At 74.3% G+C, this 19,132-nt stretch carries 13 protein-coding genes and 1 pseudogene; 10 read left to right on the forward strand and 4 right to left on the reverse strand.

All coding sequences use genetic code 11. The features are described 5' to 3' along the window. Positions 1–30 precede the first annotated feature (30 nt). Together ACZ6ZI_RS20645 and ACZ6ZI_RS20650 are read right to left on the reverse strand one after the other, a co-directional pair. Positions 31–1,056, reverse strand: a complete 1,026-nt coding sequence (locus ACZ6ZI_RS20645) for a serine hydrolase domain-containing protein (protein WP_469522796.1) — start codon at positions 1,054–1,056, stop codon at positions 31–33. Positions 1,057–1,431: 375 nt separating this feature from the next. Further along, positions 1,432–2,148 carry an SDR family oxidoreductase gene (locus ACZ6ZI_RS20650; protein ID WP_469522799.1) on the reverse strand — a complete coding sequence of 239 codons (717 nt, stop codon included), beginning with the start codon at positions 2,146–2,148 and terminating at the stop codon, positions 1,432–1,434. A gap of 142 nt (positions 2,149–2,290) precedes the next feature. Between ACZ6ZI_RS20650 and ACZ6ZI_RS20655 the strand changes: the two genes are divergently transcribed. Then, positions 2,291–3,241, forward strand: coding sequence for an AraC family transcriptional regulator (locus ACZ6ZI_RS20655; RefSeq protein ID WP_469522801.1), 951 nt, complete (start codon positions 2,291–2,293; stop codon positions 3,239–3,241). 247 nt (positions 3,242–3,488) lie between these two features. Here the strand turns inward: ACZ6ZI_RS20655 and ACZ6ZI_RS20660 are convergent, their stop codons facing one another. Then, entirely contained in the window at positions 3,489–3,785 is a 297-nt protein-coding gene (locus ACZ6ZI_RS20660; protein ID WP_469523442.1) for a winged helix-turn-helix transcriptional regulator, read from the reverse strand. A 266-nt stretch (positions 3,786–4,051) separates the two neighbouring features. On the opposite strand from ACZ6ZI_RS20660, the pseudogene ACZ6ZI_RS20665 reads away from it, so the two are divergent. From ACZ6ZI_RS20665 to ACZ6ZI_RS20690, 6 genes and pseudogenes are all read left to right on the forward strand, one after another. Continuing rightward, positions 4,052–4,350 (forward strand): annotated as a pseudogene (locus tag ACZ6ZI_RS20665) (EthD family reductase). 284 nt (positions 4,351–4,634) lie between these two features. Then, positions 4,635–6,245 carry a sulfite oxidase gene (locus tag ACZ6ZI_RS20670; RefSeq protein ID WP_469523443.1) on the forward strand — a complete coding sequence of 537 codons (1,611 nt, stop codon included), beginning with the start codon at positions 4,635–4,637 and terminating at the stop codon, positions 6,243–6,245. Between the two features lie 109 nt (positions 6,246–6,354). Next, on the forward strand, positions 6,355–7,005 hold the full coding sequence (locus ACZ6ZI_RS20675) for a fasciclin domain-containing protein (protein WP_469522804.1): 651 nt from the start codon (positions 6,355–6,357) through the stop codon (positions 7,003–7,005). A 401-nt stretch (positions 7,006–7,406) separates the two neighbouring features. Beyond that, positions 7,407–8,567: a macro domain-containing protein gene (locus tag ACZ6ZI_RS20680; protein WP_469522807.1), complete on the forward strand. Its 1,161-nt coding sequence runs from the start codon at positions 7,407–7,409 to the stop codon at positions 8,565–8,567. After that, a complete protein-coding gene (locus ACZ6ZI_RS20685; RefSeq protein ID WP_469522809.1) occupies positions 8,561–9,259 on the forward strand; it encodes a hypothetical protein in 699 nt (232 codons plus the stop codon). Before ACZ6ZI_RS20680 ends, ACZ6ZI_RS20685 begins: the two co-directional genes overlap by 7 nt. 1 nt (position 9,260) lies before the next feature. After that, a complete protein-coding gene (locus tag ACZ6ZI_RS20690) occupies positions 9,261–9,941 on the forward strand; it encodes an RES family NAD+ phosphorylase (protein WP_469522812.1) in 681 nt (226 codons plus the stop codon). A 57-nt stretch (positions 9,942–9,998) separates the two neighbouring features. Here the strand turns inward: ACZ6ZI_RS20690 and ACZ6ZI_RS20695 are convergent, their stop codons facing one another. Further along, the gene (locus ACZ6ZI_RS20695) at positions 9,999–11,918 is read right to left on the reverse strand and encodes a caspase family protein (RefSeq protein ID WP_469522815.1); all 1,920 of its coding nucleotides are present in this window, start codon (positions 11,916–11,918) and stop codon (positions 9,999–10,001) included. 404 nt (positions 11,919–12,322) lie between these two features. Between ACZ6ZI_RS20695 and ACZ6ZI_RS20700 the strand changes: the two genes are divergently transcribed. The 3 genes from ACZ6ZI_RS20700 (at position 12,323) to ACZ6ZI_RS20710 (ending at position 19,098) form a co-directional block, all read left to right on the forward strand. Further along, positions 12,323–13,399 (forward strand): hypothetical protein, encoded by a 1,077-nt coding sequence (locus tag ACZ6ZI_RS20700; protein ID WP_469522818.1) that lies wholly within the window; start codon positions 12,323–12,325, stop codon positions 13,397–13,399. Positions 13,400–13,483: 84 nt separating this feature from the next. Further along, positions 13,484–17,770, forward strand: a complete 4,287-nt coding sequence (locus ACZ6ZI_RS20705) for a CHAT domain-containing protein (protein ID WP_469522821.1) — start codon at positions 13,484–13,486, stop codon at positions 17,768–17,770. Between the two features lie 65 nt (positions 17,771–17,835). Further along, complete coding sequence (locus tag ACZ6ZI_RS20710; RefSeq protein ID WP_469522824.1) at positions 17,836–19,098, forward strand: TerD family protein; 1,263 nt, start codon at positions 17,836–17,838, stop codon at positions 19,096–19,098. The last annotated feature ends 34 nt before the right edge of the window (positions 19,099–19,132 follow it).

The raw sequence follows: 19,132 nt of genomic DNA on the forward strand, positions 1-19,132 counted from the left end.
CGTCGTGCCCCGTGGCGGGCCTCCGTGGTGTCAGGTGGTGGTGATGGTCTTGAGGGCGAGGGAGCGCAGGGGAGCGATCCGGCGGCGGGCCTCGCCGTGGTAGACGGCGTTCGTCAGGACGACCAGGTAGCGGCCCGCGTCCGGCTTGAGGTAGAGGCTCGTGCCGGTGAACCCGTGGTGGAAGGCGACATCGCCCCGGGCGCGGATCCAGGACAGGCCGCGGTCGAGGCCCGGCTCGATCGGGGCGAACGGGACCATGGAGGCGCGCAGCCGGTCGTGGAGGCGGCCGGCGGGGTCGACGAGGTGATCGGCGTAGCGGGCGAGGTCGCGGGCGGTGGAGAAGACGCCCGCGTGGCCGGCGACGCCGCCGAGGAGGGCGGCGTTGTCGTCGTGTGCCTGCCCCCAGATCCGCGGCGCGCCGGGGATCCGCTGCTCGGTGGGGGCCACCTGCGGGCCACGGGCGACGGGCCCGTACGTGGTGCCGGCCATGCCGAGGTCGTCCCACAGCGCGCGGGCGAGTTCGTCGAGCGGGCGCCGGTGGGCGTGGGCGAGGGCCAGGCCGAGGAGGACGTAGCCGCGGTTGACGTACCGGTGGGTGCCGGGCTCGGCTTCGAGGGGCTCGCGGCACAGGAGTTCGTGCAGCGGCGTCTCGGCGCCGCGGTAGCGGTCGAGGCGGGTGGAGGCCTTCAGCCCGGCGGTGTGGGTCAGGAGCTGCTCGATCGTGGCCTCGCCGCTGGGCGCGGGCCCGTCGATGGCGGGCAGGAACCGGCGCACCGGGGCGGTACGGGCGAGTACGTCGGCGTCGAAGGCCCGGCAGACGAGCGGCCAGGTGGCGACGACCTTCGTCAGGGACGCGACGTCGTAGAGCGTGTCCGGGTCCGGGGCGGTGTCGCCGAGTTCGTCGGCGACGCGGCCGGCCCCGAGGAAGCGCGGGGGCTCGCCGAGGGTGCCGAGGGCGATGACGCCGCCGGGGGTGGCACCGTCGGCGACGGCCCGGTCGAGGGCTTCGCGGAGGCGGGCGGTGTCTGCGGACGTGAACGGGACGAGCTGCGTCATCGGCGGGCCTCCGCGGCGGTGATGCCGGCGCCGAAGGCGCGCAGGCGTGTGACGTGGGAGTCGCGTGGGGGACGGGACACGCCGCCCCCACAGGGAGAGCATCTCAGTGACGGGCCTGGCATCCCCGCGCGCCCGCAGACAAGCGGCCCGTGACGTGCCGGCCCGTGACCTGCCGGCCCGAGGTCGGTGGAGCCGGCGGTCGAGGAGCCCGGGCCCACAGGACGCCCTGCACCACGACTCGCTCGGTGAGGCGCGGAGCCGGCGGGATGCCCACCTCGACGAGCTGTGCCTTCATCGCGACGTGCCGAAGCCCGGTGGCTCCTGCGCCGGTTCGACCGGCGCAGGAGTGCGTTCAGGGTTGTCGTGGCGCCTGTGTCACACCAGTGCCGCGCCGCCGTCTATCGCGAGCGTGGTGCCGGTGACGTAGGCGTTGGCCAGGACGAAGAGATAGGCCGCCGCGGCTTCCTCGGCAGTACCGACACGCCGCGTGAGCAGCTCGGACCCCGCGCCCTGGAGGAAGGCCTCCGGGTCCGGGACACTGCCGTCCCACAGCTCGGTACGGATCACACCGGGCTGGATCACGTTGACGCGCAGAGGGGCGAGTTCGACGGCGAGTGCCCGGGACAGGGCCTCGATGCCGCCGGTGATACCCGCCGTGAGCGCGGTTCCGGGCAGGGGGCGGATCGCGAGGACGCCGGAGCTGAAAGTGATCGAGCCACCGTCGCGCAGTCGCGGTGCGGCGTACTTGGCGGAGAGGAACGCGCCCCAGAACCGGCGCTCGAAGACGGCCCTGGCCTCCTGCGGGGCGGTGTCGACCAACGGCTTGATCAGCAGGGGTTCGCCCGCGGTGTAGACGAGGTGGTCGAACTCCCCGACCCGCTCGAAGAACGCGGCGATGGCGTTGCCGTCGGCGACGTCCAGGCGGCGGCCTTCGGCCGGCTCGCCCAACCGCTTCGCGGCGGCGTCCACGCGGTCCTGATCGCTGGAGGCGACCACGACGTCCGCGCCGGCCGCCACGGCCTGTCGGGCCACGGCGAAGCCGATGCCGGAGGTTCCACCGATGATCACGATCTTCTTGCCGGCCAGAGACATGGGATCCGTTCCTTCGTCGATGCGGTGCGGGGTTCGGCAACCGCCATGACAAGAACGTACGCCTCCACATCGAGACGCTGAATGACCAAAGATCTCGATTGCCTGTCATATCGTCTCGCTGTACGGGCACTAGAGTGGCGCCATGGACATCCTGAGCGACACCCTCGAAGTCCTGCGCACGGGACGCCCGATGGTGACGCGCACCGACGCGCACGCCCCATGGGCCCTGAGGTTCCAACCCCTCTCAGGAGCCGGATTCCACGTGGTGGTGGAAGGGCACTGCCACCTGCTGCCACCGCACGGCCGACCGCTCGCGCTCGGACCCGGCGACATCGTGTTCCTGCGGCGCGGCAGCGGACACACCCTGTGCGACGTGCCCGGCCGCGACCCGGTGGACTTCGTACCGGAGCGCGTGGACCGCTCCTCGCCGATCGGCCAGGTCACCGTGGACGGACCGGGGCCGCACACGGTGCTGGTGTGCGGCGCGTACGCCATCGACGTCGATCGCCCGCACCCACTGTTCAGCGATCTGCCGGAGGTCATCCACCTCCCCGCGGTTCCCGGCCGCCACCCGGTGCTGCGCTCGGCGGTCGATCAGCTGTGCGCCGAGTTCCACGCGCCCCAGCCGGGTTCGGACGCGGTCGTCACGGCGCTCATCGATCTGCTGCTGCTGTACATCCTCCGGTCGTGGTACGCCGAACTGCCGAAGGAGCGGACCCGGGGCTGGGCGGCCGCGCTGACCGACCCGGCAGTCGCCCCGGCCCTGAAGGCGATCCACGACGATCCCGGCCATCCCTGGACCGTGGAGTCGCTGGGCACCCGCGCCGGACTGTCCCGCGCGGCGTTCGCCCGCCGCTTCGCCTCGGTGGTCGGCGAGCCGCCGTTGACCTACCTGACGAACTGGCGGATGGCCACCGCGGCGCGGTTGTTGCACCAGTCGCCCGCCCCGCTGAGCACCATCGCGCAGCACACGGGCTACACGTCGGAGTTCGCCTTCGCCAAAGCCTTCAAACGACACTTCGGGTCGCCGCCGGGGGCCTACCGCAAGCAGGTGATGACGCGGCGGCCCTCTCGCCCCTCCGCCACGTCGTGAGGCGGTGCTCTTCCGCCTCGGCGATCAGCCGTCGACGACCGTCACCTTCCCGAAGCGCCTCAGCCGCGGTCCCACATGGACCGGCCTTCAAGGTGGTCGGAGCGGTGGCGTCGCAGGGGCCCGCGGTTCGACCCGTCTGCTCGCAGATCACGCGTGCGACGCTACGTCACCCCAGCGACAGTGCCCGCCGGGGCAGGCTCCCCCCGGTCCTGCCCGACGCGCCAACCGACTTGGTCGGCTGTGGTCTTCAGGTCTCCGTCGGTTCCTGATCGTCGTGTTCCCGCTCCTGTGCCCAGGTGGTCGCCCATTCGTCGAGCGGACGGAGTGCGTCGCGGAGTGCGGCCCCCAGCCGAGTCAGCTCGTAGCCCTCGGCCGAGGGGGCGATGATCCCGCTCGACGTGAGTTCACGGATCCGCTGGTAGAGCACGCTGGAGGACAGTCCTTCGCACCGTGCGAGCAGCGCGCGGGCGCCGAGCGGACCTTCACGCAGTTCCCAGAGGATGCGCAGCGCCCACCGACGGCCGAACAGGTCCATCGCGGCCATGAGGGGACGGCCGGTGGTCGATCCACGAACCGGTGTTCCTGGGCGTGGTGTCGACATGACCCTCCTTGTGTTTCGTTATTCGAAACACTAGCATCCACCCAGCGTTTCTGATTCCGAAACAAACCCGATGGGGGAGCCGATGTCGCGGAAAGTCGTGCCTGAACCGCCGTGTACCGACCAGGTCGGCGCACGGCTCGCGCGCATGTTGCCCGGGTGGGGGCGTTACGAATGGGGCAGCACCCTGACGCCTGGGGACGGAGGTCGTCATGCATAGGCTCGTCGTCCTCTACTCCGAGCCCGCCGACCCCGACCACTTCCGCGACTACTACGTGACCAGCCACCTTCCGCTGGTCAGGTCTTGGCCCGGTCCGCTCGCGTGGCGCCACAGCTTCGACGTGGCGAAACGCCCTACTTCGCGGTCTTCGAAGCCGACTTCGCCGACGCCGCCGCCATGGACGCCGCATTGACCTCGCCACACGGCCGGCGGTTGGCCGCCGATGTCGCCAACTACGTCACCGGCGATCCGGTCATCATCCACTATCCGGTACCGCACGGCACCGACTGAGGCAGGACGTTCGAGGACGTGCCGCGCGATGGGGGCCTTCGGTCAGGCGGGCCCATGGCGCCGTCGTGGGCGAGCCACAGCCGTAGGCCTTGCCCGAGCCGGGGCGGGCAGGTCGACCGCGGTGACGACGGCCTCGTTCCGTCCCTCCGAGGCGACGACGGTGACCGGAGCCCCGTTGGCGGCCTCGCCGTGGACGGTGCGGGCGTCGGGGCCGGTGAAGGCAACACGAACCGGCGAGTCACTCTTTCGAGGGTCTGACCAATCCGCCGGGTGGGTGCTGCCGAATCCCGGACGTGAGCAGCTTCCGCGACACCCTCTCCCGCGCCGCACGGGGCGCCCTGGCCGGATTTCTGGCCGCGTTCACGGCCCTGGCCGTGGCCGAGCTGGTCGCCGGGCTGGTGCGTCCGGCGGCCGGGCCCGTGACGGTCGTCGGGGGCGCGGTGATCGACCGGACCCCTGCCGCGGTGAAGGACTTCGCGATCCGGACGTTCGGCGAGAACGACAAGGCGGTCCTGGAGCTGGGGATCCTCGCGGTCCTCGCCGTCATCGCCGTCGGCCTGGGCGTCCTGGCCCTGTCCCACCGGCGCGCCGGCGCCGCGGGCGTGCTGCTGTTCGGGATCGTCGGCTCAGCGGCGGCTCTCGGCCGTCCCGACTCCACCGGCATCGCCGACGCGCTGCCCTCGATCGCCGGGGCCCTCGCGGGAGCGGTCGTCCTGTACGTCCTCGCGTCGAAGGCCCTGCCCGTCCCCGCCTTGCCCGTGCCTGCCCGGGCCGATACCGACGGACGGGAGGACGGCAACGAGGGTTGGAGCAGGCGTGGTTTCCTCGCCGCGGCCGGGGTGACCGCCGCGGCGGCGGCATCCGCCGGGGTCCTGGGCCGATTCCTGACCGGCCGCCGAGGCCAGGGCGCCGTCGCCTCCCGAGAGGCTCTCGTCTTGCCGGCGCCCGCCTCCCCGGCGCCCGCGGTTCCGGCCGGAGTCCAGTTGAAGGTGGCCGGCATCAGCCCCTTCAGCACCCCCCACCGCGACTTCTACCGCGTCGACACCGCCCTGACCGTACCGAGGGTCGACGCCAGCACCTGGCGCCTGCGCATCCACGGCAAAGGCGTCGGCAGTCCTCGCACCTACACCTTCGAGCAGCTCTTGGCCCGCCCCCTCATGGAGCGGGACATCACCCTGACCTGCGTCTCCAACGAGGTCGGCGGCCCTTACATCGGCAACGCCCGCTGGCTCGGCGTACCCCTCGCCGACCTCCTGCGCGAAGCCGGAGTCCGGCCACCGTCCCGAGGCGGGAAGGCCGACCAGTTGGTGGCGCGCTCGGTGGACGGCATGACCCTCGGCTCACCGGTCGAGGACGTCATGGACGGCCGCGACGCGATGCTCGCCATCGGCATGAACGGCGAACCCCTGCCGTTCGACCACGGATTCCCCGTCCGCATGCTCGTCCCGGGCCTGTACGGGTACGTGTCGGCCTGCAAGTGGATCACCGACATCGAGCTCACCACCTTCGACGCCTACGACCCGTACTGGGTCAAGCGCCAGTGGGCCCGCAGGGCGCCGATCAAGACGCAGGCCCGCATCGACACCCCCAAGCCCTTCGCCCGCCCCGCCGCCGGCACCGTCGTTGTCGCCGGAGTCGCCTGGGCACAGCGACGCGGCGTCACCCGCGTCGAGGTACGCGTCGACGAAGGCCCGTGGCAGGACGCCGACCTCGCCCCCCAGGCCACCGTCGACACCTGGCGCCAGTGGTCCTACCCCTGGCAGGCCGGCCCCGGCGGCCACACGATCACCGTCCGCGCCACCGACGGCACCGGGACGGTGCAGACCGAACAGCGCACGCGGACCATCCCCGACGGCGCGAGCGGCAGACACAGCGTGTTCGTCACCGTCCCCTAGACCACCGGAACGGCCCCCCGGGCCGGATCCGGCAGTGCAACCAGCCCGACCAGCCCAACCAGCCATCTCGCAATCCCCGTACCACCGAACCTTCACGGAGTGGAAGATCATGAACAGCCTGAAGATCCGCCGTACCGCCATCGCCGTCACCGCCGCGGCCCTGCTGCCGTTCTCCCTGGCCGCGTGCTCCGACTCCGGCGGCGACACCAAGGCCGCCCCCTCGGCGGCCTCCGGCGACGAGGCCAAGACCGGTGGCGCCACCCCCTCGGGCGACGCGATGACGGGCGACCAGCCCTTCGGTGCCGCCTGCGCGGGCGTGCCCAAGGAGGGCGCCGGCTCCTTCGACGGCATGGCCAAGGACCCGGTCGCCACGGCCGCCTCCAACAACCCGGCCCTGTCCACCCTGGTCGCGGCGGTCAAGCAGGCCGGCCTCGTGGACACCCTCAACAACGCCAAGGACATCACCGTCTTCGCCCCGACCAACGACGCCTTCGCGAAGATCCCGAAGGCCGACCTCGACAAGGTCCTGGCCGACAAGGCCACCCTCACCAAGATCCTGACCTACCACGTCGTCGGCCGGAAGCTCACGCCCCAGCAGCTGGAGAACGGCAGCTTCGAGACCCTCCAGAAGGGCATGGTCACCACCGCCGGCTCCGGCGAGGCGTACAAGGTCAACGGCACGTCCAACGTGGTGTGCGGCAACGTCAAGACCGCCAACGCCAACGTCTACATCGTCGACACCGTCCTGATGCCCAAGTAGCCCTTACAGAGCGGCGATTCCCCGATCACTGGCGGCCCCGCGTTCCTCCTCCGAGGGATGCGGGGCCTCGTTGTCGCGCTCGATGTCCAGCTGCGGCCGGAGCACGCCCTCGACGGCGCCGTGCTCCTCGCGGGCTCGCGCTGTCCGTGAGGTCGACGGCGTGCACGGTGCGGCCGACGCCGGCCAGGTGGGCGGCCGGCTCCCCGGTCCCGCAGCACGAACTCCCACAACTCGCAGGACCCAGGATCCCCGGTCGCCGACCGTGCGGCCCTCTCCTGCCTCCCGGCCGTGATCATCGGCTTCAGCAACACCCACTGCCCCTTGCGCGAAGGGCTTGGGGGCCAGATCGAGAACGGGGAAGTACGGGGTATCGGGCGCGGGGCTGTGCCACGATGGGCGGCATGCCATGGCCGACCGAGGAGCCGCTCGACCCCGCGTCGATGCTGGCCGAGATCAAGGTCGTCCGACGCGAAGGCGTGACGCGGCTGAGCCACCTCGACGTCCCGCTGCTGCGTCGTGTCGCGGCCGGTGTCGCGGAACCGGCCGCCGTCGCCTGGCCGATGGCCGTGGAGCGGATGCTGCGCACGGCCGTCGAACTGCTCGGCGAGGGAGAGCTCCGACAGGCAGCCGAGTACTCGCTCGGCCTCACGACGGCCATGCGCGGCCGGGCCGCCGCCGATCGACGCCGGCTCGCGGCGGGGGTCTACGGGGTGAGCACCGAACGGTTCCGCAAGTTCCAGGAGGGCATGGTCCTGAACCAGGTGGCGGAACAGGTGTGCTGGATCGCCGCGAACGGCGCGGCCGCACGCTCCGGTACGCCCGCCGAGCGGGCCGCCCCGCTGCCCGCTCCGGACCTCCAGCACCAGCGGGTCGAACTGCGCGGCGCGGGGCGCCACGCGCGGGTGGTCCTGCACGTCCACCCCGTGGAACTGCTGCGCGGGGTGGACGTGGTCGTGGCGCCGACCAACACCCACCTGAACCTGCCGGGCCCGTACAAGGCCTCGGTCGCGGCCGCCCTGCGCCGGGCAGCGGAGGTCCGGGACGCCTCGGGGGCCGTTCTCCAGGATCCGCTCCAGGAAGGGCTGACCGCCTGGCGCGGGCAACACGGCCTGACGCACGGAACGGTGGCGGCGGGCACCGTCGTCCCCACGACCGCCGGAGCCCTGGCCGGGCAGGGCGTACGCCGCGTCTACCACGCGGCGGTGGCGATCCCGCGTGCCGGCTCGAACGACTACGACGTCCTGCCCCGCGACATCGCGGCCGCCGCCTCCGGGGCCCTGGCCCTGATGGCGCGGGAAGGTCCGCTCTTCGATCCGCCGCTGCGCTCGGTCTGCTTCGCCCTGCTGGGCGCCGGGCGCGGGGGACTGCCCGTGCAGGAGAGCGTGAGCGCCCTGTGGCCGGCGCTCGCCGCCGCCGTCGGCGCCGGGCGCGAGGTGCACCTCGTCATGCGGCGGCCCGCGGTCGCGGGGACGCTGCTGCGGGTGCTGGACGGCCGCCGGGTGGAGGGGGCCGGGGACCCGGCCGCGTACCGGTGCGACGAGGTGGTGGAGGGGACATGGTGAGTCCACCCGACATGCTGGGCGTGTTCGCCGCACGGTGGGACCGTCTGGCGCCGCGGCTCCCGCGGTCCGCGAGGGACGAACTCGCGGTGCTGCTGGGCCGGCTCCGCGCGGAAGAGGGGGAGGCCGGGGCCACGGCGCGCGAAGAGGCCGTCGGGCGCGCCGTACGGGCCGTGCTCGACGCCCTGCCCGAGGACGAGGCGGAGCGACTGCGCGACGACACCGACCCGGCCCGGTACGCCGGAGCCCAGGCCCAGGCCCAGGCACAGGCCCAGGTCGCGGCCGGGTTCGACGCCGCAGACCTGTGCATGCTCGTCATCGACGGCAATCCCATGGTGGGACCCCGGCTCGGACCGGTACGCGAACGACTGCTCGGCGTGCCGGCGTTGTCCGAGGCGGAGGTGGTGCGGGCGGGCGGCGATCCGGCCCGCCGGGACCTGATCGCCCTGTCCGACGCACGGGGCAGGCGCCGCTTCCCGGCGTTCCAGTTCGAGTCGGGCGCCGACCTCTGGGACGTCGTCGCCCGGATCAATGCCCTGCTCGGCTCGGCCGAGGACCCGTGGGGCACGGCCGATTGGTGGGTCTCCGAGCACACCTGGTGGGGGCGGCCCCCGTCGGCACTGCTCGGGACCGGCCACGACGCCGTGCTGTGGACGGCGGGCCGTGAGGCCGCCGGCGCGGGCGAGGAGGACTGACGTGCCGAACCAGCCGCCGCCCGCCACCCTGCCGGGCGTTCCACGACAGGCGGTCCTCCCGGCCGGGACCCCGCTGTACCGGGTGCACTCCTCGCGCCGTCCCGGTACGGCCTTCAACCCCGTTCCGGCGCACGAGCTCTACGGCGGCGGCCGGTTCGACGCCACCGCCCGCGCCCCCTTCGGATTCCTCTACGCGGGGTTCGGCGTGGGCGCCGCCGTGAGCGAGGTGCTGCTGCGGTCGGTGCCCTTCCGTCCCGACGGCGGGCTCCGTCTCCTGCCGAGGGCCGCGGTGGCCCGCCGGAGCCTGTCCTTCCTGCGGCTGACCGAGGAGATCGAGGTGCTGTCGCTGATGTCGGGCGCCGACCTCGCGGCCGTCGGCCAGGACTCCTGGCTGATTCACGCCGAACCCCCCGAGTACCCGCAGACCCGTGACTGGGCCCGGTGGATCAGGGAGCGGACGCAGCCCTGGGCGGCGGGCTTCGTGTGGCCGTCGAAGCGGGAGCCGGCCGACCGGGCGACGGTGCTGTTCGAGGACCGTTGCCCGGCGAAGCCGCTGGAGGCGGACGCGGCCCCGCCGATCGACTTCGGTACGCCGGAGGGCGAGCACTGGCTGAACCAGGTGCTCTCCGGATACGGGGCCAGGGTCGCTCCCGCCGTGTCCGCGTCGCGGAGCGTGTCCTGACCCGCGCGGGCGTCGCCTGTCGCGAGTGCCCGCGCGGGGATTCCCGGACGCCCGCCCTCAGCGTCGTCCCGGGCCCGGGACCACGGTGCGCAGAGCCAGCATGGACGTGCCCCACTCGCCGACCGTCGGCGGACCGCCCGCGTCGCGCCCTCTCGCGAGGGTGTCGAGGCGCAGGAGCGGTGCGGACGCCCCGCGCGTCGCACGCCCCGCGTTCTCGGTGGACCAGGCGGGGAGCAGGAGGGGATCGAGGTCGAACTCGTTTTCGCAGACGATGAGTTTCAGCCAGTCCTCAACGTACGCGCCCGGCAGCACCGGGCGGTCGCCGGGCAGGTAGAGCAGGGTGGGGGCGCCCCTGCGGGCGTACGCCGTGTGGCCGGGTGCCACGAGGTCGCCCGGGTAGAGCGCGTGGGAGATGCCGTGGCTGTCCGTCAGGTCCAGCAGGGTGCACCAGAGCTTGCGGTCCGAGGTGTTGTGGATCGTGATGCGGACCTGCGGCGGCTGCCCCTGAGGGGTGTACTCGTGCGTCAGCTCGCCCGTGGCCGAGAGGTGCTGGGCGCCGAGGATCGGCTCCACCCGGAGGTGGACGAGCTCGGACAGCAGCGGGTCGGGGTTCGCGAGGGTGCGCACGCGGTGCCAGTGCGCCAGGTGTGACAGGGCGTTGACGACGCCCGCCACGTCGCCGTCGCCGCGCAGCGGCAGCGGCGGCAGGGGGCGGACGCCGTCGGTGACCCGGGCCGCCCCGTCCGCGACGGCGACGGTCAGCGGCGTTCCGTCGCCGCCCGTCGACAGCAGCGGATGGTCCTCGATCGCGGACCTGAGCGGACCCGTCCAGGCGCCGCCTCCGGCCACCGTGACGGCAGCGGGGCGGAAGGCCATGGCGGAGGGCACGACCGGCGTGAGCCGGGTGCGGTCCAGGGCCCCGGCGGTGTCGTCCAGCGGTTCCACCCGGGACCGCTCGGGGAACACCTCGCGCACCACGACGGTCCCGGCCCCGCCCGACGGGGTCCGTACGGTGAACTCCCCGCCCACCGTCTGCAATCCGTGCACGGAACCGCAGTTGACCGACCAGGCCCCGTGGGCGAAGCCCAGCCGGAAGCGCGACGCGGGCACCTGCCCGCCGTGCAGGAACCCGAGGTCGCCCCGCCCGTGGAGGGTGGGGTGCTGCCGTTCGGGCCTGCCGAGCATCCGCCCCGTCGCGAGGTCGAGGAGCTCGCGGCACGACGCGCCCGGGCCCAGGTCGGCGAGGACCTCCAACAGCGCCGCGCTGAAGACCCCGTGGCTGCTGCCCGGCTCGACGGGGGAGGCCGAGGCCCCCGTCGGCGTGTACGGGCCCGCGTACGGGTCCGCGTACGGATCCACGGCCGGGTCCATGGCCGGGTCCGGGACGCGGGTCTCGTAGGCGAGTTCGTCGAGGCGGCTCGCCGCCAGCAGGACGTGCCGGCGCGTGCCGATGGCCAGCCCCGAGGCCGACCTCTCGGTGCCGCGGCGGGCGACCCGGTCCCACGACGGCCGCCAGGGCAGACCACGGGCCCCGAGGCCGTCGCGGGTCGCCCCGCCCGAGTAGCAGCAGTCGAGGACGGCCACGACGTGCGCACCGGTCGCCGCGATCCCGTCCAGCAGCGCGCCCAGCTCGTCGTCGGCCAGGGGCAGGCCGCCGTCGTCGAGGCTGTCGTGGCAGACGAGTGCCTGTGCCCGGCCGGTGGCCTCCCGCGGATCCTCGGTCGCCCTGTCGGAGCCGTGCCCGCTGAACCACAGCAGGGCGGTGTCCCCGGGGCCGACCGCGCCCAGATGCGTGGTGATCGCCTCGACGAAGGCCGACCGGTGGGCCTCGGCGTCGGTGAGCACGCGGATGTCCACCGCGGGGTCCCCGAGCGACCGGAGCCACCGCTCGGCGGACGCGATGTCGTTGCGGCAGCCCGTCAGGGGGTGGGTGGGGTAGGCGTCGATGCCCACGAGGAGGCAGTTGACCGTTGGCATGCGGCAAGCCTGGCAGAGAGCGCGGGTCGCCCGTAGGGCGAATCCGGGTTGTCTTCGGGGCGTAGACGGTGAAACGGCCCCCGAACGGGGCGGGTTGGGGTTCACTTGGGGTCGGCACCCGTCCGGCGCGCGGGCTCGGGGGCCGGGCCGTGACGGCGTTCGGGCACGCACGTCACCGTCACCCGGCGTGCCCGCGCACGCCTTCGTACCGCACGCTTCCGACCGCACGCTTTGGCACCCGCACACGCCTTCGTACGCACACCTTCGTACCGCACACGTACAGCACGTCTCTCCGCACCCGCCCGTACGGCCGTACCACCGCGCCGTCGCCCGGATGCCTCCGCCTGATCCGTTCCGTAGCACCGCGCCGCCCTCTCGGAGGTCTCCGGCGCAAGGGGGACACCATGACCGACACCACTCCGAACGCGACACCGCCGGGCAACCCCGGCGGCCCGTACGGCCACGGGGCCATACCCGGCCAGCCGCAGCCCTGGGGCCCCGGGCCGCAGCCCGGGCAGGTCTGGGGGCAGCCGGCGCCCCAGTACCCCGCCCAGGGTTGGGGACAGCCGGGCCCCTACCCCGCCCAGGGTTGGAGCAACAGCCAGCAGAATGCTGGGAGTTGGGGTCCGGCCGCCGCGCCGGAGGAACCGCAGGGCTACCGCGAGTGGCGGTCGGTGCGACAACTCGCGGGGTCCACACACGGCTGCGTCAGCGCCCTCGTCGTGCTGACGCCGGGAGGGCTCCTCTGCGTGATCCTGTACGAGCTGGTCCGGTCCGCGCGCAACCGCGCGCACCGCGTCTTCCGCCTGGACCGTGATCCGGTCCTCGACCCTCCGCTGTCGCGGGTGAAGAAGGCGCGCGCGGTCCTCGCCGTGCTGGCCTCGTCCGTCTTCCTCCTCGCCTACGGGGCGCAGAACGACATCGAGGACGCCATGGTGGGCGGCGCCGTACGCATGATGATCGCGCCGTGGCTGCTGGCGCTCACCGCCCCGTTGCTCGTCTACCTGCTCATGAGATGGGCGTCGGTGAGCGAGCACGCCCGGATGCGGAGCACGCTGCGGGTCCCGCTGATCACCTTGGCCAAGTACGTGGGCGCGCTGACGTCCGTACCGCTGCTCGCGCTGGTGACCGTGCCGCTGCCGGACACCCTGGGGGAAAGCAGCCCGTTCATCGCCTTCTGGGTCGCTGTCGTGTTGTTGGCCATGCTGGTGTGGGCCGTGGCGTTCACGTTGTTCTCCTCGACCGTCGTCGTGCGCGCCGGCTTCGGGACCGGCCAGATCCACAAGGCCCTGCCCGGTCTGCTGACCGCCCTCCTGGTGTGGGAGTTCGTGCCCGTCGGCCTCCTGACCGCGGGCCTGCCGCCCGGACCCGTGCCGCTCGCCCTGCTGTTCGTGTTCGGCGGCCCGCTCACGGTCACCGCCGTGACGTGGTGGGAGGTCCACCGGCTGACGACCCGGCACGGCGTGGTCCTGCGCCCCTGACCGGGACGACACCGACCCCGGCGCCCCGGCGCCCCGGCACCCCAGCCCCCGTACCCGGACGAAGCACCCTGAGGGGACATCCCGATGACCGGCTCCCGCCACCCCCGCTTCGATCCCGCGCACCCGCTGCCGCCCCCGTGGGAGAGCCGGTGGTACGACGCCTCCCGCTGGGACCGCGACCTCCTGCTGGGGGAGGCGCGCCAGGCCGCCCCCGGGTCCCCGGAGGCGGCCGGCGCCTGGCTGCTGCTCGGAGTGCTCTGCGCCGAACGGGTGGCGGACGACGCGGACCCCGAACAGGCCCCGTACGACCGTGAACTGGGTCGGGCAGCGCTGGAGCGGGGCCTGGCGGCGGACGGCGGGCCCGCGGAACTGCGCGCCCGCGGCCACCTGCACCTGGCCCGACTGCTCCTCGGGGACGACGAACACCCGACGCCGGCGACCGTGGACCGGGCCGAGACGCTGGTGGCCGTCGTCGTCGGCCTCCCAGTGGGCACCGTCGACGCCGAAGCGGCCCGGTGGGCACGTCTGCACCTGCCCGAGATCGCCGCCCTGCGTTGGTCGCTCACGGGCGAGCCCGCCGACCGCGCACGGGCCGTCGCGGGCTACACCGAGCTTCTGGAGAGCGCAGACGGCGAAGGCGGCGAACTCGCCTTGGCACCGGCGGACCTCGCGGCCACGCGGGAGGCCCTGGCCCGGCTGCTGTACGAAGGGGCCTCGGCGGACGGCGACGCCGCCGGCCTCGCCGAGGGCGCCCGCCGCTTCGCCGAGGCCCAGGCGGCCGCCGAGCGGGCGCAGGACGCGGACGCCGTCGACGTGTCGCTGCTCGCGGGCGGCCGGGGCTTCGCCCTCTTCGACCAGGCGGTACTCACCTCCGACGCCGCCCTGTTCCGCGAGGCGGAAACCGCCTTCACCGAGTCGGGCCGGGCGGCCAGGGCCCGGCAGGCCGCCTCCGCGACGGCTTCGGAGCCCGAGGAGGAGGCCTTCTGGGCCGACCGCGCGGAACGGGCCGAGACCCTGGCCGTCTGCTCCGCGGTGCAGGCCTGGCGGACGGACGGGTCCGTCGGCCCGCCGGACGCACTGGCGTCCCGCGTCCGAGCCGTCACCGCTTCCCCCGCCCACCTCGGTACGGCCGTCCCGAACGTCCTCGTCGCACTGGCCTCGTTCCTCCTCGACCTCCCCACCGGCGGCACAGACGCGGCGGAGCGGGCGCGGGCCCTGCGGCTGATGGAGCGCGCCGCCCACGCCTGGCTTCCGGAACACGGTCCCGCGCACGTCCCGTACCTGAAGCTGGCGTCGTACCGCCTGGACCTGTCCGGGGACCGGCCGGCGGAGCTGCTGGCCGCCGCCCGAGCCGCCGCCGTCGTCCTCGACCGGACCGAGGAACCGAATCCGCTCCTGTCGGCGCTGCTCCTGCGGGCCGTCGTCCGGGCGCAGCTCATCGACGGCGGGGGGAACCCCGCCGGTCGCGACGCGGCCGGCTTTCGAGCGGAGACGGCCGCGGCGGCCGGCGCGGACACGCCGACGGCCGCGAGGCACTGGACCGCGACCGTCGACCGGCTCGTCGGCCCCACCGAGACCTTCGAGGAACTGCTGCGCCGCTGGCGGCAAGGGGCCGGCCGCGACAGGGAACACGTCGCGCACGCGATGTTCCTGCTGCGGCACACCCCCGTGCTCGACCCCGAACGCAAGCGGCTCACCCCCGATCTCCTCCGGGCACTGCTGGACACCGTCGAGAGCGGGCCCGCCGACCCTCGGATCGCGGGGATGGCCGTCAGCGTCGCGCAGGCGCACTACGGGGCCCTGCGCGCCGGTCCGCTCCTGGGCCGCGCGGTCGAGGCGGCCGCCGTGGCGGCGAACCTGGCCGACGCCCCCGGCGCGGGCCCGGCGGCGGCAGGGCACCCGGAGGCCATGGTCGGCCTGGGGGCCGTCCTCAGGATCCTCCACGGCGTGATGAACGGCGGCCACGACGACGTCCTGGCGGGCATGGGGGCGCTGCGGGACACGATCCGGCGCATGGAGGCGATGACCGAGGCCGAACGCGAGGGCCTGCCCGACCTCGCTCCGCTCAAGCGCGCCTTCTCCGTTCTCTCGCCCTTCTTGATCTCGGGACCCGCCGACGGGCGGGACGTGGCACTCGCCTCCCTGCCCCCCGAGGCCTTCGGTCTGGATCCCGATCACCCGGGGTGGGCGGCCCTGCGGCCCTGGTTGGATCGGACCGCCGCCGGACCGGTGGGTCACGACGTCGCCGCGCACGAGCTCGTCCGCTCCACGACGGACCTGCCGCCGCCGCAACGCGCCGCGCTGCTGGGCATGATGGGCGCCGTCCGCCTGGCCCGGGACCGGGATCGCGAGGACCGTACCGTCCTGCGCGACGCCGCCGTCCTGCTGGGCGCGGCCCGGGAGCTGGCCGTCCGCGGTGACGACCTGTGGCTCATGACCGGCACGCTCCTCGGCTTCGTCGGCTGCGCCGAAGCGGTCCTCGGTCGTGCCTGGTCGCGGCGCCGGCGGCTGGACGAGGCCATCGGTGCCCTGGAAGAGACGTACCGAGAGACCAAAGGCCCCGAGCACCCGCTGCGCGCCCGCATCGGATTCCTCCTCGCCAAGTCGCTGCGCCTGCGCGACGACCGGGCCCGGGGCGATCGACAGGCCGCCCGGAGCATCGCCGCGGACGTGCTGCGGGCCACCGCGTACGGCGTGCTCCTCCAGTCCGGTACGGCCGACGCCGCGACGGCCGCGGCCTGGGCGAGCGCCACCGCGTCGACCGTGGCCCACTGGTGCCTGGCCGACGGCCGGCCGGCCGAGGCCGCCGCCACGCTCGACGCCTGCCGCGGCCTCGTCCTGCACGCGGCGACGACGGCCCGGACCGTGGAACGACGCCTGACGGACGCCGGGTACCGCCCGCTGGCGGACCGCTGGGCACGGGCGCTCGCGGCCGGCGCCCCGCCGGCGAGCGCCCTGCGCCGCGAGGTCCTGGACGTCCTGTTGGCCCTGGACGACGGCACGGCCGACCGGCTGCTCTCCCCGCCGGGCGTACCTCGTACGGCCGCGGCCCTGCGGACGCTCGGGCGCGACGCCCTGGTCTACCTGCTTCCCGCCGGGCCCGCGGGAAGCGTCGGCGAAGACGCCGGTGCCGCGCTGGTGGTGGCGGCCGACGGCCGGACCGGCGTCGTACCGCTGCCCCTGCTGCGCGAGGACGCGGAGCCGATGCGCCGGCTCCTCGCCCGGCCACAGGACGGGCCGGTCCGCCATGCGCGGGGCACGGCCGCCGCGCCGGAAGCGGGCGGACCGGGGTGGGGCATCGGCTTCGACCCGGTCGCCGCGTTCGACCGCCTCGCCTCCCTCGCCACCGGGCGGTCGCGGCGGGACGCGGGAGCCGGGCCGGGTGCCCCCGTCCCGCAACGCGTCCGGTCGTTTCCCCAGCGGCTCGATCAGGTATGCGAATGGGCCTGGCGGGCGGTGGCGGACCCCTTGGCGCGCGGACTGCGGCAGGACGTACGCGTCGCGCCGGCCGGCCGGACGCCCCGCCTGGTCCTCGTGCCCATGGGCGACCTGTCGGCCGTCCCGTGGCACGCCGCCTGGAGCGCCGAGGTGGGCGGCGGGCGCCGCTACGCGCTGGACACGGCGGAGTTCACCTACACCGCCTCCGCCCGACTGCTGTGCGAGGTGGCCGAACGCCCGGCGCGGCCCCGCACGGACGCGGCGCTCATCGTCGGCGATCCGACCGGAGACCTGCCCTTCGCCGGCCGGGAGGCGGTGGCCGTGCGCGAGGCCTACTACCCGCGGGCCGCCTTCCTCGGCCGCGCCGGTACCGGCGCCACCACCACGCCCGCCGGCACGGGCAGTCCGCAGGAGGTGATCGCCTGGCTGCGGTCCGGCGCCGGCCGGGGCGGCACGCTGCACCTGGCCTGTCACGCCACGGTGGTGGAGAACGTACGGCACAGCGCGGCACTCCTGCTGCACGGCGGGCACCTGGCGGCGGAGGAGCTGACGGAAGCCATCGACGGCGACGCGGACGACGGCCACCCGGACCTGGTGGTGCTGGCGGCCTGCCGCAGCCACGTCTCCGGGCGCGGCACCAACGAGGCCTACACCCTCGCCACGGCGTTCCTGACGGCCGGGGCGCGGTCGGTGGTCGGCTCGCTGTGGCCGGTGCCCGACGAGGCCACGTCGCTGCTGATGTTCATGACCCACCACTACCTGCGGGCCGAGGGACGCGAACCCGCCGAGGCCCTGAGGCTGGCGCAGCGGTGGATGGCGGACCCGGGCCGGGTGCTGCCGCCGCACGCGCCCGACGGGCCGGCGCGGCTGCTGCCGCGCATCGTGCCCGACGACCTGAGCGCCTGGGCGGGCTTCATCGCCACCGGACGCTGATCGCACGCACGGGGTGGACACCCGCGGACGGGGCCGCCCCGCAGGAACACGACGAAAGGCCACCGATGGACATCAGACTCGCCAAGGGCGCCAACGCCCCCCTGCCCGCGTCCTCGTGCCGGGTCCGGCTCGCGGCGCCCGGCACGGCGATCGACGTGTGCGCCGTGCTGCTCGGAGCCGACGGCAGGGTGCGCGCGGACCACGACCTGGTCTTCTTCAACCATCCGGTGGAGAGCGGGGTCGAGCTGACGGACACGACGATCACCGTGGACCTGGTCGCGGTCCCCGCGTCGGTCGAGCGCGTCGCGATCGTCGCCGCCCTCGACGCCGGTGTGGACGGACCGGCCTCCTTCGACGCGGGGAGCACGCCGCGGGCCGCGGTCGAGTGCGGTGGGACGCGGATCGTCTTCGAGCCGCCGCCGCTGGTGAGCGGGGAGACGGCGGCCCTGGTGGTCGAGTTGTACCGGCGGGCGGGCGCGTGGAAGGTGCGGGCCGTGGGCCAGGGCTGGGCCACCGGCCTCGCCGGCCTCGCGACGGACTTCGGCGTGGTCGTCGACGACCCCGGCCCGGCCCCGACCGTCACACCCGCCGCAGCTGCCACACCAGCCCCGACCGTCGCACCCGCCCCGACCGTCGCGCCCGCACCCGTACGGATCCCCGCCCCGGCCCGGCCGGTCGCCCCGCCGGCCCCCGCCGCGCGGCACGTCGTCCTCACCAAGTCCGGCACGGACGTGCTCTCGCTGCGCAAGGACGATCCCCGCGTCGTCGTCACCGCGACCCTCGAATGGGACGGCGGGAGCGCCCGGCGCCGGCAGGCCGGCGCGGACCTCGACCTGTACGCCCTGTCGGTCCCGAGGCACCTCGTGACCGCGCGGGGGCAGCGGCCGAAGGCCTCCGACCTGACCGTGTACTACCGCCGCCTCGGCTCGCTCGCCGGCCCGCCGTTCATCGCCCTGGACGGCGACGCCCGCCTGCCGGGGCGCGAGACCGTCTCCATCGTCCGCCCCGACCTCCAGGGCTACGTCCTGCTGTGCGCCTACAGCGCGGTGGAGAACGGCGTCGGATCGTTCCGGTCGTACGGGGCGCGGGTGGTCGTCACCGACAACCGCGGCTCCACGGTCACCGTTCCCCTGTTCAGCACCCGGGCCCAGGCGTACTGGGTGGCCATCGCCATGGTCGACTTCACGGCCGAGGAGGGCGTCCGGATCAGGCACATGGAGCAGTACAGCGGACGCAACGTCGAGGCGCGGCCGACGCTCTACTCCAACGGCAAGTTCCGCATGGGCACCGGCCCCGTCGAGTTCAAGACCATCCCGACCGGCGGTTGACCCCGTCCGCGGCCCCGTCGGAGGAAGGCGGTCG

This window comes from Streptomyces sp. NPDC103540, assembly GCF_055584445.1.